10 protein-coding genes and 1 tRNA gene are annotated in these 16,733 nt (G+C 72.1%); 5 read left to right on the top strand and 6 right to left on the bottom strand.

Annotated elements, in window-relative coordinates; genetic code table 11:
* Positions 1-16: 16 nt before the first annotated feature.
* Positions 17-754: an AraC family transcriptional regulator gene (locus OM076_RS39095; RefSeq protein WP_270045619.1), complete on the bottom strand. Its 738-nt coding sequence runs from the start codon at positions 752-754 to the stop codon at positions 17-19.
* Positions 755-809: 55 nt separating this feature from the next.
* Between OM076_RS39095 and OM076_RS39090 the strand changes: the two genes are divergently transcribed.
* The gene (locus OM076_RS39090) at positions 810-1,982 is read left to right on the top strand and encodes an MFS transporter (RefSeq protein ID WP_270045618.1); all 1,173 of its coding nucleotides are present in this window, start codon (positions 810-812) and stop codon (positions 1,980-1,982) included.
* On the opposite strand, the gene OM076_RS39085 is transcribed toward OM076_RS39090, so the two are convergent.
* A complete protein-coding gene (locus OM076_RS39085; RefSeq protein WP_270045617.1) occupies positions 1,979-3,832 on the bottom strand; it encodes a penicillin-binding transpeptidase domain-containing protein in 1,854 nt (617 codons plus the stop codon). The genes OM076_RS39090 and OM076_RS39085 overlap by 4 nt on opposite strands.
* A gap of 29 nt (positions 3,833-3,861) precedes the next feature.
* Here OM076_RS39085 and OM076_RS39080 point away from each other — a divergent pair, with 29 nt between their 5' ends.
* A complete protein-coding gene (locus OM076_RS39080) occupies positions 3,862-4,923 on the top strand; it encodes a hypothetical protein (RefSeq protein ID WP_270045616.1) in 1,062 nt (353 codons plus the stop codon).
* Positions 4,924-4,998: 75 nt separating this feature from the next.
* On the opposite strand, the gene OM076_RS39075 is transcribed toward OM076_RS39080, so the two are convergent.
* Positions 4,999-5,490: a hypothetical protein gene (locus OM076_RS39075; protein WP_270045615.1), complete on the bottom strand. Its 492-nt coding sequence runs from the start codon at positions 5,488-5,490 to the stop codon at positions 4,999-5,001.
* 20 nt (positions 5,491-5,510) lie between these two features.
* The gene (locus tag OM076_RS39070) at positions 5,511-7,361 is read right to left on the bottom strand and encodes a diguanylate cyclase (protein ID WP_270045614.1); all 1,851 of its coding nucleotides are present in this window, start codon (positions 7,359-7,361) and stop codon (positions 5,511-5,513) included.
* Positions 7,362-7,504: 143 nt separating this feature from the next.
* Between OM076_RS39070 and OM076_RS39065 the strand changes: the two genes are divergently transcribed.
* The 3 genes from OM076_RS39065 (at position 7,505) to OM076_RS39055 (ending at position 13,518) form a co-directional block, all read left to right on the top strand.
* A tRNA-Ala gene (locus OM076_RS39065) sits at positions 7,505-7,577 on the top strand.
* Positions 7,578-7,818: 241 nt separating this feature from the next.
* Positions 7,819-12,168 carry an nSTAND1 domain-containing NTPase gene (locus OM076_RS39060; protein ID WP_270045613.1) on the top strand — a complete coding sequence of 1,450 codons (4,350 nt, stop codon included), beginning with the start codon at positions 7,819-7,821 and terminating at the stop codon, positions 12,166-12,168.
* A gap of 27 nt (positions 12,169-12,195) precedes the next feature.
* Positions 12,196-13,518, top strand: coding sequence for a vanadium-dependent haloperoxidase (locus tag OM076_RS39055; protein WP_270045612.1), 1,323 nt, complete (start codon positions 12,196-12,198; stop codon positions 13,516-13,518).
* A gap of 77 nt (positions 13,519-13,595) precedes the next feature.
* Here the strand turns inward: OM076_RS39055 and OM076_RS39050 are convergent, their stop codons facing one another.
* Together OM076_RS39050 and OM076_RS39045 are read right to left on the bottom strand one after the other, a co-directional pair.
* The gene (locus OM076_RS39050; protein WP_270045611.1) at positions 13,596-14,030 is read right to left on the bottom strand and encodes an ester cyclase; all 435 of its coding nucleotides are present in this window, start codon (positions 14,028-14,030) and stop codon (positions 13,596-13,598) included.
* 122 nt (positions 14,031-14,152) lie between these two features.
* A complete protein-coding gene (locus OM076_RS39045; RefSeq protein ID WP_270045610.1) occupies positions 14,153-16,528 on the bottom strand; it encodes an arylsulfatase in 2,376 nt (791 codons plus the stop codon).
* Positions 16,529-16,733 lie beyond the last annotated feature (205 nt).

The raw sequence follows: 16,733 nt of genomic DNA, 5'->3' as shown, positions 1-16,733 counted from the left end.
GCGAGCGTCCGGGCGCCTACGCGCGGTAGGCGCCCGGAGTGCGGCCCATGGTGCGCTGGAACGTGTCGATGAAGCTGCTCGTCGTGGCCCAGCCACAGCGGTGGGCGGTCTCGGTGACGGGGGTGCCGCCGGCGAGGAGGATCATCGCCTCGAAGACGCGCAGGCGGGTGCGCCACTGCGGGTAGGTCATGCCGAACTCGTCGCGGAAGAGGCGGGAGAGCGTGCGCTCGCCCGCGCCGACGCGGCTCGCGAGCGCCGCCAGCGGGTGCGGCGTGGCGAGGTCTGACGCGACGATCGCGCAGGCCTCGGCGAGCCGCGGGTCCTCCGCCGCGGGCAGCATGATCGGCTCCTGGCGGGTGCGGCGGAGCTGGTCGCGCAGCACCGCGCGGATGCGACGGACCTCAGGCGCGGACAGCGTCTCATCGGTGCACGCGACCAGCAGCTCGCGCAGCAGCGGGCTGACCGCGATCACCGTCGGCTCGCGGTCGGCCAGGGGCGCGCTGTCGACGTCGAAGCCGACGGCGTGGAACGCGCTGGCGCCGTAGAAGCGGTGCTCGTGCCACGTCCCGGCGGGAAGCCAGACCGCGCGCTCCGCCGAGGCCACCCAGCGGCCGCCCGCGGTGCTGACGGCGAGCACGCCGGTGCTCACGTACACGAGCTGGTGCTCGTCGTGGCGGTGGCGCCGGATCCGGTCGCCGCCGGCGCGCAGCTCGGTGACCGTCGGGGCGAACGGCTGGTGGCTGATTCCCGACACTTTCCGGCAGATTACCGGAAGACGCCACGCTCGCCCGGAGCTACGGTCAAAGGCGATGGCCGTCCTCGAGCTTCCAGAACCCGCCGTTGCACCCGCCCCGCGGTCGGCGTGGCAGCGCATGCGGGTGTGGGCGACCGCGCACGCCGTCGACGACCTCTATCAGGGCCTCGTCCCCGCGACCGTGCCGTACTTCGTCCTCGAACGCGACTTCAGCTACTCAGCCGCTTCGGGGCTGGCACTGGCCGCAACCGTGGGGAGCGCGGTGCCGCAGTTGCTGGTCGGCTGGGCGGCGGACCGGCGCGGGCTGAGCTGGCTCTCACCGGTCGGGCTCGCCCTGGCGGCGACTGGGTTCGGGCTCGCCGGCCTCGCGCCCACCTACGCCACGATCTGGCTGGCGCTGTTGCTCTCCGGCCTCGGCGTCGCCATGTTCCACCCGCCCGCCGGCCGCGACGCCCGGGTCGAGGCCGGTCAGAGCGCCACGGCGATGAGCTACTTCGCCGCGGGCGGCTCGGTCGGCTTCTTCCTCGGCCCGACGCTCGCGACGCCGGTGCTCGACACCTGGGGCCTGGGCGCCACCGCGGTCTTCATCCCACCGGGCCTGCTGATGGGCTTCGTGCTCTACCGCCACTCGCGGCGCATCACGGCGAAGGCGCGCGCGAAGGTGTACGGCTCGGGCGTCGACCGCCCACGGATGTTCGCGCTGCTGATCGGCGTCGAAGTCGCCCGCTCCTCGGTCTCCTTCGGGGTGAACACGTTCGTCGCGCTCTATTGGATCCGCCACCTCGGCGCCTCCAGCGCGCTGGGCGGCACCGCCCTGGCGCTCGAGCTCGGCGGCGGCGTGCTCGGCACGCTCCTCGGGGGACGGATCGCGGACCGGCTCGGCCTCGTCCGCACCGTCCAGCTGGGCAACACGCTGCTGATCCCGGCGCTGATCGCGCTCCTGCTGTGTCGCGACCAGTACGCCGCGCTGCCGCTGATCTTCCTCGTCGGGCTCGTGACGAACATCCCGTTCGCGGTCCTGATCAAGCTCGGGCAGGACTACCTCCCGACGCGCCCCGGCACCGCCGCCGGCGTCACGCTCGGCCTGGCCGTGAGCGCCGGCGGGCTGTTCATGCCGGTCCTCGGGCTCGTCGCCGACCATCACGGCCCGCAGGGCGCGTTCGTCGTGCTCGCGGCGATCCCGGTCGTCGCCGTGCTCTTGTCCAGCCGCCTCGCTGAACCGGTTTAGATCCCCGCGAGGAAGCGCGCGGCGATCGGCGCGGCGACCTCGCCCCCGGCCCGCCCGTTCTCGACCAGGACGGCGACCGCGAGGTCGTCGCGGAAGGCGATGAACCAGGCGTGGGTGGGCGGTGGGTCGCCGCCGCCGTACTCGGCGGTCCCGCTCTTGCCCGCCACGAACCCGGGGAGCGACGCGAGCGCGGTGCCGGTGCCGGAGGTGACGACGGCGCGCATGAGGTCGCGCAGGGTGCTCGCTTGAGCGATCCGCGGGCCTGACTGCTTGGGATCGTCGTCCAGCAGGCGCGGCGAGTGCCAGCGGCCCGCCGCGACCGTTCCCGCCACGCCCGCCATGTTCAGCGGGCTGGCGACGATCCGGTCCTGGCCGATCATCATCGCCGCGCGGGCAACCTGGGAGTCACCCTCAGGGACCTTTGCGTCGGCGACCGGGAGGCCGAGCTTCAACGACTCGCCGAGCCCGAAGTCCTTTGCCGTGTCCGGCAGCGCCGTCTGCGACAGGCGCGAGGCGAGCGAGATGAACGCCGTGTTGCAGGACTGCGCGAAGTCCGTCCGGAACGGCACGGGCCCGGCGGCCTCGCCCTCGAAGTTCTTGAACGACCGCCCGTCGACGACTTCGTTCTGCGGGCACGGCACGGTCTTGTCGACCGAGAGCCCGTCGCGCAGCAGCGCGGTCGTGGTGACCACTTTGAACGTCGAGCCGGGCGGGTAGAGGCCGGTCAGCGCGCGATCGAGCGTCGAGTCCGACGGCCGGTTCGCCACCGCCAGCACGTCGCCCGTCGACGGCTGCAGCGCCACCAGCGCGACCTTCTTCTTCGTCGTCCCCAGCGCCTGCTCGGCCGCCCGCTGGACGTCGAGGTCCAGCGTCGTCTTGAGGTTGGAGGCCTGCTTCCCGCGCCAGCGGCGCAGCGTCTTCTCGACGACGCCGTCCTCGACGTCGCGGAGCACGACCGAGCGCGTCTCCGTCCCCGCGAGCTGCTGGTCGAACGCCGCCTGCAGCCCCCACTGCCCGACGGCGTCACCCGCCGCGAGCCGGCCGCCGGACTTCTCGACCTGCTCGGCGGTGGCCGGCCCGACGGCGCCGAGCAGCGCCCGGGCGAAGTCCTTGGTCGGCGCCAAGGGCTCGCTGCCGGGCGCGGTCGAGGCGCCGGGGATCTTCTGCAGCTTGGCCGCGACCTTGTCATAGGCGGCCTTGCGCAGCGTGACGACGGGCACGAAGTGACCCTTCCCGGCAGCGCTGATCTTCTGCTCCAGCTCGTCCGCGTCCACGTCGGTCAGCTCCGCAAGGCGCTGGGCCGTGTCCGTCGCGTCCTTGACGCGGCTGGTGTCGACGTCGATGGCCGTGACCGAGCGCTCGGCCATCAGCGCGCGGCCCTGGCGATCGTCGATGCGGCCGCGCGAGGGCGCCTTGACGGACGTGCCGAGGCGGGTCGCGGCGGTCAGGCGAGGATGGAGGTCCGCCGGGCGCCAGTGCACCTGCCAGACGTCCTTGACGCGCTGCGCGGGCACTTTCACGCGGTAGGTCCAGCTTCCGATCCGCGGGATGTCCCACGCGACCGCGAGCGTCGCCGTCGCGGCGTCGTCCTTCTCGGTGACCGAGCGGACCGTCGCCTTCACCTTCGCGCCGTCGAGGCCCTTGCGGGACGCCGCGAGCCGGGTCTGGGCGGCCTTCGGCTGGTCGGTCAGCGCGGCGGCGGCGCGATCGTCCCCGCCGCTCCAGGCGGCGGCGTAGCGGGCGAACGTGTCGTCGGCGGGGTCCGGGCTCGAGCGCGTCAGGAAGAACACGGCCACGGCGACGATCGGCACGAGCAGAGCGAAAACTGCGATGAGGCGACGTCTGAGCATCGCTCTCAAGTGAAGCGAACGCCGCGCCGATGACGACGCGTATGGTCGCCGACGCGCCCTCGAGCGCCTGCCACGACGAGACACGCACGGACGTCGCCGGCGCTCCCCGCGGCGCATCCGCGATCCGCTCGATCTGGTGGCTCCTGGCGGCCCTGGTGGGCGCGGAGGCCGCGCAGCGCATCTTCGGCGTCGGTGAGCCGGCAGCGCTCTACACGCAGTGGTTCCACGACGCGGTGATGATCGGCGCGGCGGCGCTGTGCTTCGCCCGCGCGATCAACGACCCGCGCCTGCGGACCGCCTGGCTGTGCTTCGGCGCGGCCCAGACGTCCTGGGCGCTCAGCAGCGTGATCTGGAGCGTCGTCTACGACCCGATGGCCTCGCCGCCGTACCCCTCGGCGTCGGACTACCTCTGGCTCGCGTGGTACCCGTTCGTGGCCGCCGGCATCGCGGTGCTCGCCCGGGCGCACGTGCCGCGCTTCGCGCTCGAGCGCTGGATGGACGGCCTCTCCGCCGTGCTCGTCGTCCTCACCGCGGGCGTCGCGCTGGTGCTGCAGCCGCTGGCCGAAACGACCCACGACACCGAGTGGGCGACCCTGGTCAACTTCAGCTTCCCGGTCCTCGACGTCCTGCTGATCGGCGGGATCCTCGGCGTCTACGGGCTGCTCTCCTGGCACGTCGGGCGCATGTGGCTGGCGATCGCCGCGGGCTGCATCGTTGCGACGATCCCGGACGTCGTGTTCGCCGTCCAGGAGGCGCGGGGGATCCCGCGCGGTGAGGGCCTCGACTTCGCATGGACGGCCGGCGCCGCGCTGCTCGCCTACGCCGCCTGGGCGTCGGATTTCCCGCCGGAAGCGCGCTCGGAGCCGTTCGGCTGGCGGGCGATCGTGCTCGCGGTCGCCGCGCAGGTCTTCGCCGGCACCCTGCAGATCTACGGCCTGTTTCACCCGGTCGACTGGAGCGAGCGGGTGGTCACGCTCGCGGTGCTGATCGTCGCGACCGTCCAGATCGTCGTCTCCCGCCCGCGCGCCCCAGCGGGTGAGTGGACGCGGCGAAGCGCGGTCCGGGGCTTGAGGTCCGCGCTTCGCCGTTGATCCGTCCGAGGCCTCCCTCGGGGGAGGAGGCACGATCGGGGTCATCGGCGGCGACGCGCGGAACTTGAAGGGGGTTTATTTATCCCAGTCGAAGTCGCGCGGAGGCTTCTGCTCAAACCACAGGCGGTCGTGCTCCGGCGTCTCCTGGAGGAAGTCGGGCGTCTCTTCGAGCACGTCCTCGTCCTCGCCGTCGGCGGTTCGCCGCGGACGCTCCTGCAGAGCCTCGGTGGCCGGGACCTCGTCGGGCTCGTCGTCGAGCCACGGGTCCTCGTCATAGCCCGGCGCCTGCGCGGAGGGCGGTTCCTCTGGAATGCCGGGCTCGCCCTCGGGGAGCTCGTCGACCGGCGCGGGGTCCTCGAACACCGGCGGCGCTTCGGCCTCCGGCTCCGGAGCGGCCACCGGTTCGGCTTCAGGCGGCGCCTGCGCGGCGCCCTCAGGCTGCGCGAACTCGTTGCGCTGCCCCGGGCCGAGCGCCTCCTGTTCCTGGCGCGCGACATCGTCCGGATTGGCTCCGTGCTTGCGTTTGAGCTCTAGATGCTCACGGATGGCGTCGTCGAGGAGTCCCATGGCCGCCGTCTCCCTTCAGCCTACTCGGCCTTGACCGTCCGGTTCTTACCCGAGCGTTTCGCCCGGTAAAGCGCGGCATCCGCCGCCGCCACCAGGCCCTCCTTGTCAGATTGTGGCGCGCTCGACAGGGACGCCGCGCCAAACGATGCGGTAACTCGGAGAATTCCGTCGCCGTCGAGGAGCGGAAGCTCGAGCGCCTCGATCCGCTGCCGGACGCGCTCGGCGAAGCGGTACGCCCCGTCCAGATCGGTCTGCGGGAGCGCGACCGCCATCTCCTCGCCGCCGTAGCGCGCGGGTTCGTCGATCTCGCGCGCCGACTGGCGCAGGACCCGCGCGACCTCGCGCAGGACCATGTCCCCCTGCATGTGACCGTAGGTGTCGTTGACGCGCTTGAAGTTGTCGATGTCGAGCATGATGAGCCCCATCTCGGCGTCATAGCGGCGGGCGCGCTCCACCTCGGCCGCCATGACCTCCTGGAAACGGCGGTGATTGAAGAGCCCGGTGAGCTCGTCGGTGACCGCCTGGCGCTGCACGGTTTCGTGCAGATCGACGTTCTCGACGCTGACCGCCGCCTGGCTGGTCAGGTAGGCGAAGAGCTCGCGCTCGGCGGGGGCGAACGGCCGGTCGCCGCGGGCGACCGAGACGATCGCGAGCACCCGGTCGCCGGCCTCGGTGGCGCTGAGCGGCGCGGCCATCGCGCTCGCGCCCGCGATCTGGATCTCCGCCACCTGCCCGGCGTCCATCACCGCCGCCTCGGCCGCGTGCAGGGCGCGGTGGAAGGACTCGGGCTCCCCGCTGCGGGTGACCTCCTCCATCGGCGCGTCCGCGCGGCGGCGCATCGTGGCGCGCCCGCACGACGCACCGGAGCCGTCGACCGCGGTCTGCACGACGATCTCGAGCACGCCGACGCGGTCCAGCCCGCGCGCGAACGACTCGCCCACGCGCCGGATCGCCTCCTGGAGCCGCCCACGCTCTCTCCGAAGGTCCTCGAGCCGCGCCTCGAGCTGGAGCGCCATGTTGTTGAACTCCTTGCCCAGCGCGGCGAACTCGTCGTTGCCCTCGGCGGGGACCTGGACGCTGAAGTCGCCGCGGCCGAGGCGCCGCGCCGCGGTCAGCAGCCGCTCGACCTCGGCCTGCAACGTCCGGTTGACGATCACCGCGAAGATGAACGCCATCGCGAGGAACACGAGCGTGAGGCCGATCACGAGGATCGTCGCGCCGCCGCCGTTGGCGGGCAGCTGCGCGATCAGGCGCACCGTCGTGGGCTGCATCCCGGGCTCGGGAACCGTGAAACTCGTGACCCGGTAGTCGCGGCTGGACAGGCGGACGTCCTCGCCCTGCCCGTCGGGCAACTTGGCGGTCTGAGCCGCGCGCGAGGACGACGCGAGCACGACGTCGCCGCGATCGACGCGGCAGCCGACCTCCGTCAAGCTCCGCACCTCGTCGGCGTACTCCTGCGCCGTCGTGACCGACAGCGTGATCCGCCCGATCCTCTGCTGCTTGGCGTCCTGCAGGATCGCCTGCGACGCCGCGATCGCCAGCGGCGTGCCGACCTGAATCGGTTCGTGCCCGGTGAGCTCGAGCTTGATCCACTCCGCCCCCAGCGACTCACGCTGCGCCTCCAGCTGCCGCTGGATGGCGGGCCGAGCCCCGTCATCGACCGCCGTCGCCAGCTCGACGTTGCTCTGCAACTTCTCGGTCGCCGTCATCGCGCGCGTCCGCGCCTCCTGGAAGAGGTGCTGTGCGACCGTCTGCGCCGTCCCGAGCGAGGAGTTGAACTTCGAGTTGTCACCCGCGTCGAGCAGGAAGAACAACGCGACCCCCACCGCGATCATGGGGACGACGACGATCACGGCGAAGAAGAGCCGCAAACGGCCGCGAAAGGAGGGATGGAGCAAGGTCATTGAGCTGGGGCCGCGTGGCCAATCTAGCCGGGTCGCCACACTGGACGTCTCGCGCCATCTGGCTACAATGGTCCTTGGACGGCAGGTTCCGGAATCCTGCCGCTCGGCTTGGGGCTATAGCTCAGCTGGGAGAGTGCCTGGATCGCACCCAGGAGGTCGCCGGTTCGAGCCCGGCTAGCTCCATTCAATGAAACCCCTGCTAATGCGGGGGTTTCATCGTTTAAGGCTCGAGGCCGTGCGGAGCGCCAACGAGACCGGAGTCCGCAGTCAACCTCAACCCCGCCGACACCAGCTACGGCGAGCAGGTCCTGCCACCCGCGCTGCGGCGCCGTTGAATCGCATTTCGCGTGACGCCTGAGGGCGGGGCCGACTAACCGCGCGCTCATGTGAGAGGACCCGTCCAGGCGTAGGGTCGCGTTCACCGTTGGAGTTCCGTCTGCTCGGACCCCTCGAAGTCATCGGCGACGAAGGCACGACGATCGCCATCGGGACCGGACGGCAACGTGCGCTCCTGGCGCTGCTGATCCTGCGGGCCAACGTGCTGGTCTCAAACGACCGGCTGGTCGAGGAGCTGTGGGGCGCCGCTCCGCCCACGACGGCGCCGAAGATGCTGCACAACCAGGTCTCGGCGCTGCGGCAGGCGCTCGGCCGGGACGGGCCGCTGGAGACGCTCGGCAGTGCCTACCGGCTGAACGTGGGCCCCGAGGAGCGCGACCTCGACCGCTTCGAGGATCTGGTCACCCGCGGCCGTGCGGCCGAGCCCGAGCAGGCGGCCGCGTGCCTCCGGCTCGCGCTCGATCTGTGGCGCGGCCCGCCGCTTGCCGACCTGGCGTTCGAGCCGTTCGCCCAGACCGAGATCCTGCGGCTCGACGAGCGCCGCTGGGCGGTGTTCGAGGCGTGGGTCGAGGCGGAGCTGACGCTCGGGCGTCACGCCGACCTGATCGCGGAGCTCGAAGTCGCGGTGGCGGAGCAGCCCCTGCGCGAGCGCCTGTATGGCGCGCTGATGCTCGCGCTCTACCGGTGCGGGCGTCAGGCGGACGCGCTGGAGACCTACCGTCGCGCGCACCACACGCTGGTCGAGGAGATCGGCGTCGAGCCCAACGGCAGCCTGCGCGCGCTCCAGCAAGCGATCCTCGACCACGATCCCGCACTCGATCCGCTCGGCGACGACGCGATCGCCGAGATCGCGCGCGGGTACGGCGTCGCCGACGCGGCGATCGGAGCGATCGTCGACGAGAGCCATGGCGATGCGCGCGCCGCCCGTCGCAAGGCGGCCGAATGGGCGGCCGCCGCAAGCGCCGGGCGCGCCGCCAACGGACGCGCCGAGCTGCGCGCCGCCGAGCGCGAACTCGCCGGCGACGTGCTCGTGCGCCAGGCACTGGAGGCGCCCCAGGACGACGTGCCGTCGCCGGCCGTCTGTCCGTATATGGGGCTCAGCCCGTTCGACGCCGCGCACGCGCCGTACTTCTTCGGCCGCGAGCGGCTGGTGGCCGAACTCGTCGCGCGGCTGGTCGGCTCGCCCCTGCTCGCCGTCGTCGGCGCGTCCGGGAGCGGCAAGTCGTCGGCCGTGCGCGCGGGGCTGCTGCCCGCGCTGGCGGGCGGCGCGCTCCCCGGCTCGGATCGTTGGTCGGTGCGGGTCATGCGCCCCGGCGAGCACCCGCGGGTACAGGCCGCCGACCTGCTCGTGGTCGACCAGTTCGAAGAGGTCTTCGCGGTCTGCCGCGACGCCGCCGAGCGTACGGCCTTCCTCGACGCGCTGGTCGAACACGACGGCCAGGTCGTGCTCGCCGTGCGCGCCGACTTCTACGGCCGGTGCGCGACGCACGAGCGGCTCGCCCGGCTGGTCGGCGCCCACCAGGTGCTGGTCGGGCCGATGCGGCGCGACGAGCTGCGGCGGGCGATCGAATCTCCGGCCGAGCGCGCCGGGCTGCGCGTCGAGCCCGAGCTCACCGACGCGCTGATCGCCGACGTGCTCGACGAGCCGGGTGGCCTGCCGCTGCTCTCGGCGGCGTTGCTCGAGCAGTGGCGCGAGCGTGACGGTCTCGTGATGCGCCACGCGGCCTACGAGCGCACGGGCGGGGTGCGCGGCGCGGTCGGCCGCTTGGCGGAGCACACGTACACCCAGCTTAGCGAGCCCGAGCAACGCGCCGCACGGCGGACCCTCTTGCGACTGGCCGGCGACGGCGACGTGCGCCGGCGCGTCCCGCTGGCGGAACTGGAAGCGCTCGACGCGCTCGCGGACAGCCGGCTCGTGACCGTCGACGACGGCGCCGCGGAGGTCGCTCACGAAGCGCTGCTGCGCGAGTGGCCGCGGTTGCGCGGGTGGCTCGACGACGACGCCCAAGGCCGCCGGCTGCACCTGCACGTCACCGAGGCCGCGCGCGAATGGGCGGGCGCCGGGCGCGAGCCGGGGGAGCTCTACCGGGGCGCGCGGCTCGCCGCGGCGCTCGAGTGGGCCGCCGTTCACCGCGGGGACCTCAACCCGCTCGAGCGCGAGTTCCTGGAGGCCGGCCTCGCCGCCGCCGAGCGGGAGACCGAGGCGCAGCGGCGCGCCAACCGCCGCCTGCGCTCGCTGCTCGCGGGCCTCGCCGTGCTGCTCGTCGTCGCGCTCGGCGCGGGCGTCGTCGCGCTGCACCAGCGCGGCCAGGCGCGCCACTCGGCGGTGGTCGCCGACGCGAATCGGCTCGGCGCGGACGCGGTCAACGAGGACCGGCTGGACCGGGCGGTGCTGCTCGCCCGCCACGGCGTCGCGCTCGACGACTCGCCCACCACGCGCAGCAATCTGCTCTCCGTGCTGCTGCGCAACCCGGCGGTCCTGGGCGAGGTGGACACCGGCTGGCGCATGTTCGCCACGGCGCTGAGCCCCGACGGGCGACTGATGGCCCTCGGCGACGAGCGCGGCAACCTGTCCGTCTATGACGCGGCGACGCGGCTCCCGGTCGGCCGTCCCTACTGGATCCAGGGCGGGCTGATCCAGTCGGCGAGCTTCTCGCCGGACGGGCGGACGCTCGCGCTCGGCTCGGTCAACCCGGCCCACGTGTCCCGCCCGCTCGTCGACCTGATCGATCCACTCAGCGGCCGCCGCCGGTTGCGGATCGAACTCCCTTCAGTCAGCAAGACCGATCCGTTCGTATACGCCAAAGTCGTGTACCTGCCGGGCGTGCTGGCCGTGCTCGCCGGCACCCCCGGCGGGCCCCCGCCGGTGCTCTATCGCGTCGACCCCGCAAGCGGGGCGATCGCGGGCCGGCTGACGCTCGACGCCAGCCCGGGCGCCCTGAGCGCGGGAGGCGGCCGGCTGTACGCGACCGGCGCGCACCGGACGTGGGAGCTCGATCCGCGGGGACCGGCGGTATTGCGGACGTTCGCTTTCGGCGACGAGGTCGCCATGGTCAGCGCGGACGGGCGCCACTACGCGCTCGGCGGTCCGGGCGGGCGACTGCGACTGCTCGACCTCGTCTCCGGCGCGGTCGAGTCGCTGCCCGCGGAGCACGCGGCGGCGATCAGCGCGCTGCGGTTCACCCCCGACTCGCGCACGCTGGTGAGCGCGGACGAGGCGGGCAAGCTGATCGCCTGGGACGTTGCGAGCCGCGCGATCGCGCAGCGTTTCCCCGGGCACGTCGGGGAGGTCGGACGGCTTGACATCTCGCCTGACGGGCGCACGCTGCTCAGCACCGGAGCCGACCGGCACACGCTCCTGTGGGACCTGTCGGGCGACCAGCGCCTCGATCGCCGCTTCGCGGTCGGCCCGGACTTCACGCCGATCGACGACACGCCGCGCGGGATCGCGATCAGCCCGAGCGGGCGCACGCTCGCGCTGACGCAGGTCGACGGAACGGTCGACCTGCTCGACACCGGCACGCTGCGGCGACGCGCTCGCCTGCGAGCGCTCGTCGGCAAGGCGATGTCGATCGCCTTCAGCCACGACGGGCGGCTGCTCGCCGCGACCGGCGCGAGCGGGCGCGTGACCCTGTGGGACGCGCGCACGTTGGCGCCCGCAGGCGAGTTGGTCGGGCTGCACGCCGGCTCGCAAGCACTCGCCTTCTCGCCCGACGGGACGCTGCTCGCCGCCGCCGAGGCCGAGTTCGGGACCGGCCGTCCGCCGCAGCCGGTGCGCGTGTGGGACGTGCGCACGCGTCGCCTCACCGGCTTCCGCGCCCGGACCTGGGCCGCCCTGATCGCGTTCAGCCCGAACGGCCGGCAGCTCGCCATCGCGGCCGACGAGCGCGGCACCGAGATCCATGACGTGGCCACGGGCCACCTGGTCAAGCACATCGGCATCGGCGACTTCGCCGGCGACGGGGACTTCTCGCGCTCGGTCGCGTTCTCCCCCGACGGCCAGCTGCTCTTCGTCGGCCAGTACGACGGCCACGGACAGGTCTATTCGACCCAGACCTGGAAGCCGGTCGGCCGGGTCTTCGAGGGCCATACGGACCGGATCACGTTCGCGCAGTTCTCGCGCGACGGACGCATGCTGGTCACGGCCGGGGCGGAGGGAACGGTCATCCTGTGGGATGCGGCGACGCACAAGCCGATCGGCGCGCCGCTGGCGCTCACCCCCGGCGCCTACGCGTCGGTCGTGCTGGCCGGGACGCACGTGTACGCGATCGCGACCACGGGTCCCGGGATCAGCTTCGACACCTCGCCGCAGGCCTGGGAACGACACGCGTGCGTCGTCGGCGGGCACGAGTTGAGCGCCCAGGAGTGGGCGGACGCGCTGCCCGGACGGCCGCTGGAGAACGTCTGCGGCGCCGATTACCGGCGCGTGAGCGGGTAGTTACCGGCGCGCGGAAGCGTCCGCGCCATGCACATCACTCTTCCTCGCGCCGGCCTGCTGGCCGCGCTCTGCCTGCTCGCCGGCGCGCCGGCGGCACGCGCCGACACCGTGACCGAGTGGAACGACATCGCCTCGACGGCGATCGTCGCGACCGCCGGCCAGCCGCCACCTTCCGCCGAGCTCAGCTTCGCGATGGTGCAGGGCGCGGTCTACGACGCGGTCAACGCCATCGACCGCGGCCACCGCCCGTACCTCGTCCAGCCCGCGGCGCGCCCGACCGACTCCAAGGACGCGGCCGCCGCCACCGCGGCGTTCGGGGTCCTCGACGGGCTGTTCTCCGCCACCCAGCACGCGACGCTGCAAGCGCGCTACGACGCCTCGCTGGCCGCCATCGCCGATGTACCACCGGGTGCGAAGGCGGCCGGAATCGCCATCGGCACCCAGGCCGCGGCCGCCATGCTCGCCGCCCGCTCAGGCGACGGCCGCTTCGGCCCGTTCACGCCGGTGTACGGCACGACCCCGGGCGTCTATCGGCCGACGCCGCCGCTGTTCGCCCCGGATCCTGCGCCGTGGGTCGGCAACGTCCGGCCGTTCGTCGTGCCGAGCGTCGAGATGCTGCGACTCGGCCCGCCCAAACCGCTGACGAGCCGGTCCTATGCTCGCGACTTCAACGAGATCAAGAGCGTCGGCGCCCTGCACAGCACGACCCGCACCGCCGACCAGACGGACGCCGCGATCTTCTGGCAGGACCATGGCTTCGCCCTCTGGAACCGCGCCTTCCGCACGATCGCCACGGACCGCGCGCTCCCGATCGCCGACAGCGCGCGGATGTTCGCGATGGCGGACCTCGCCGGGGCCGACGGGGCGATCGGCTGCTGGAACAACAAGTACCGCTACAACTTCTGGCGCCCGGTCACCGCCATCCGCGAGGCCGCCGGTGACGGGAACCCGCTGACCGTGGCCGACACCGGCTGGACGCCGCTGTTCGATCCCGCCACACCCGTGGCGCCCGGGCAGGCCCCGCTCGTCACGCCGCCGTTCCCCGAATACCCGTCCGGCCACAACTGCGCGGCCGGCTCGATCCTGACCACGCTGTACAACTTCTTCGGCACCGACCGGGTCCCCTTCAGCCTGCACAGCAACAAGTCCGGCACGACCCGCAGCTTCGACCGGCTCTCCGACGTGCTCCGAGAGTCCATCAACGCCCGCATCTGGGGCGGCATCCACTTCCGCTCGTCGGACGTGCAGGGCGCCCGACTGGGGATCAGGGTCGCGGGCTATCTCCGCGACCACTACTTCCAGCCGGCGTGCCGCTCCCACTCACCGTGGAGGTGCGAGCGCCAGCACTAGCCGATCCTGCGTGGACCGGGTACGCCGCGGGAGGTGCTGCGCCCGCGGCGTACAGCGGTCTGCGCTGTGCGTTTGCTTCAGCCGGGGAGCGCCCCGACCTGCTGGAGGACCGTGAGGACGTCGAGGTGATGGGTGACCTCCCGCGCCTTGTCGCCCTCGAAGGTGATCCACAGGGTTCCGAGGACGCTGACGCGGTTACCGGACGCCTCGATCGTGCCGGCGGGCGTCTGCATCGGCCCGGTGTGCGTGCCTTCCCACAGCACCTCTTGGGCGACCGTGCCGTCTCCGGCGATCGACTTGCGGATGGTTCCGCTGACGTCGGGCATCGCCTCCTTCCAGCCCTTGCACAGCGCGAGGTAGGCGTCGACGCCCTCGACGCGACGTCCGGTGCCCGTCTCGCTGTAGACGGCGTTGGCGGCCAGTCCGCTGCGGAACCGGTCCCAGTCGGCGTCGTTGAACGCGTGGGTGAGGTCTGCTGCCGCCTGATTGATATCGGTCGCGGTGTGCGACATGGCGGCCTCCTCTCTGTACGTCGGTGGTGCTGTCACACCGACCCTACGCCCGCGCTCCCGACGAAGCAACGGCCACGCAAGGCGCGCTGCCCTCGCGTGGCCGGAGAAATGCGCCCTGGCGGCTATTCGCGAGCCATCATCGCGACGGCTTCGCGTTCGAGGTCGACATACGGCTCGCCGCTGACGTCGACGGCGACGCGCTTGAGCGTCCCGCCGGTGAAGGCCCACGGCGCTGCGCCGGAGTAGTCCTGGGTGACCGGGTCGCTGCTGTCGCGCCCGATGCAGAGGCCGTCGCCGCCGAGCGTGAACTTGCCCGGTTGGGTGCGGATGCGTCCCTCGCCGACCTTCTCGTCGCCGTGGTAGAGCGACAGCGTGCCGTTCGCGACGCCGGGCGGGTCCTCGCCGTCCTTGTCGAACGCGGCGGACAGGATCAGGTCATCGCCCGTCGGCAGTTCCACGTCGGCGACGACCTGCTGCTCGAAGCTGCCGACGAAGCTGTAGACGTACTGCAGGCGGTTGTCCTTGATGTAGAGCGAGTGGCCGCCGAAGCGCGAGCCGTGGGCGAACAGCACCCCGTTCGCGCCGCTCGCCCCATTGCTGCCGCGCGCGGGGATGTCGACGAGCGCGGCGATCGCGTACGAGCGATTGCGCACGTTGACCGCTTGGGACTCGGGCACGTCGGCGATTCCCGGGTAGTAGATGTACCGGTTGCGCGCCGGTGAGAGCTGCGGCCGCGGCGTGGTGAGCAGCTCCAGGCCCGAGCGGTCATCGAGCGGGAACGCGCCGTTGGCACCGGCCTCGGCATACCAGAGGTTGACCATCGCCTGCAGGCGCTCCGGCTCTTGGGCGGCGAGGTCGTGCAGCTCGGAGCGGTCGACGTCGACGTGGTAGAGCTCCCAGGTGTCCTGGTCGAAGTGGCCCCAGCCGCTGAGCGTCGGGTGCGTGGTCACGGCCTTCCAGCCCTCGTGCCAGATGCTGCGGGAGCCGAGCATCGAATAGAACTGCGTCGCGCGCGCGCTCGGGAGCGCCGCGGCGTCGAAGCTGTAGCGCATGCTGACGCCGTCGAAGTGGCTCTGCGTGTGACCGCCGATCGCCTCCGGGGACTCCACGCCGAGCACGTCGAGGATCGTCGGGACGAGATCGACGGCGTGGTGGTACTGCTCGCGCAGCTCGCCCTGCGCGGAGATGCCCTTCGGCCACGAGATGATGCACGGGTCCGAGCTGCCCCCGTTGAACTCGTACCGCTTCCACATCTTGAACGGCGCGCTGAACGCCATCGCCCAGCCGTTGGGGTAATGGTTGTAGGTCTTGGGGCTGCCGAGATCGTCGAGCATCGCGAGGTTCTCGGCGATGTCGTCGGGGATCCCGTTGGCGATCTTGTTCTCGTTGACCGACCCGTTCGGGCCGCCCTCGCCGCTGGCGCCGTTGTCGGACACCAGGATGACCAGCGTGTTCTCGCGCTGGCCCGTCTCCTCCAGATAGTCCAGCAGCCGCCCGATCTGCGCATCGGTGTGTGCCAGGAAGCCGGCGTAGACCTCCGCCATCCGGCTGAACAGCCGCTGCTCCTCAGGCGACAGTGAGTCCCACGGGCGCGTGTAGTCGACCTCCGGGAAGGGCTTGCCGTCGGGGCCGGTGCGGGTCTCGGGCGTGCCGATCGGGTTCAGCGGCGGAAGCTCCGTGTTGGCCGGGACGACGCCCAGCTCCTTCTGGCGTGCGAGCGTCTGCACGCGCAACGCCTCGTAACCCATGTCGAAGCGGCCCTTGAAACGGTCGGCCCATTCCTTGGGGACGTGATGCGGGGCGTGGCACGCGCCCGGCGCGTAGTACAGGAAGAACGGCTTCTCCGGTGCCAGCGCCTTGGCGTCCCGGATGAACTCCAGCGCCTTGTCGGTGAGGTCCACCGTCAGGTGGTAGCCCTCCTCCGGCGTGCTCGGCGGGTTGACCGGATGGCTGTCATAGACCAGTTCCGGATACCACTGGTTGGTGTCCGCTCCGAGGAACCCGTAGAAGCGCTCGAAGCCGCGGCCCGTCGGCCAGTTGCGCCGCGTCGAGGCGAGGTTCATCTCCGCCTCGGGGCACAGATGCCACTTGCCGACCATGTACGTGTTCCAGCCCTGAGCGCCGAGGATCTCCTGGATCTGGCCGTTCTCGGGCGGGATCACGCCGTTGGCGTTCGGGAACCCGCTGGCGCACTCGGTGATGCACGCCATGCCGTTGCGAGTGTGGTTGCGTCCGGTCAGCAGACACGAGCGCGTCGGCGAGCACAGCGCCGTCGTGTGCCACTGCGTGTAGCGCACCCCGGCGTCCACGAGCCGGTCGATGTTCGGCGTCTCGATCGGGCCCCCGTACGAGGACATCGCCGAGAAGCCGACGTCATCGAGCACCGCGTACACCACGTTCGGCGCCCCCTCCGGGGCCTTCGGCGGCTCAAACGGCGACCAGTCAGGTACCGAATCGCGGATGTCAACGTTGATCTTGCCCTTGAACGGCTTGCTCATGATGCCCTTTCCTCGCCGTCAGCCGCGCTCCGGCGGACGAAGCGCGGCGGGTCCCCTCCGAACTCTTGCCGACCGGACCGCACCCGCACGTCATCCCGATCGGATGACCTCAGGCCGTTCGCCGACCGATCGGCGGCGCGTTCAGGTCACGGGTCGCGCAACTCGAGGGCGGCCTCGACGTCGTAGCCGAGCGCGAGCGCGAGCT

The organism is Solirubrobacter ginsenosidimutans, from assembly GCF_027587205.1.
This window is presented reverse-complemented; position numbering and strand designations above follow the sequence as displayed.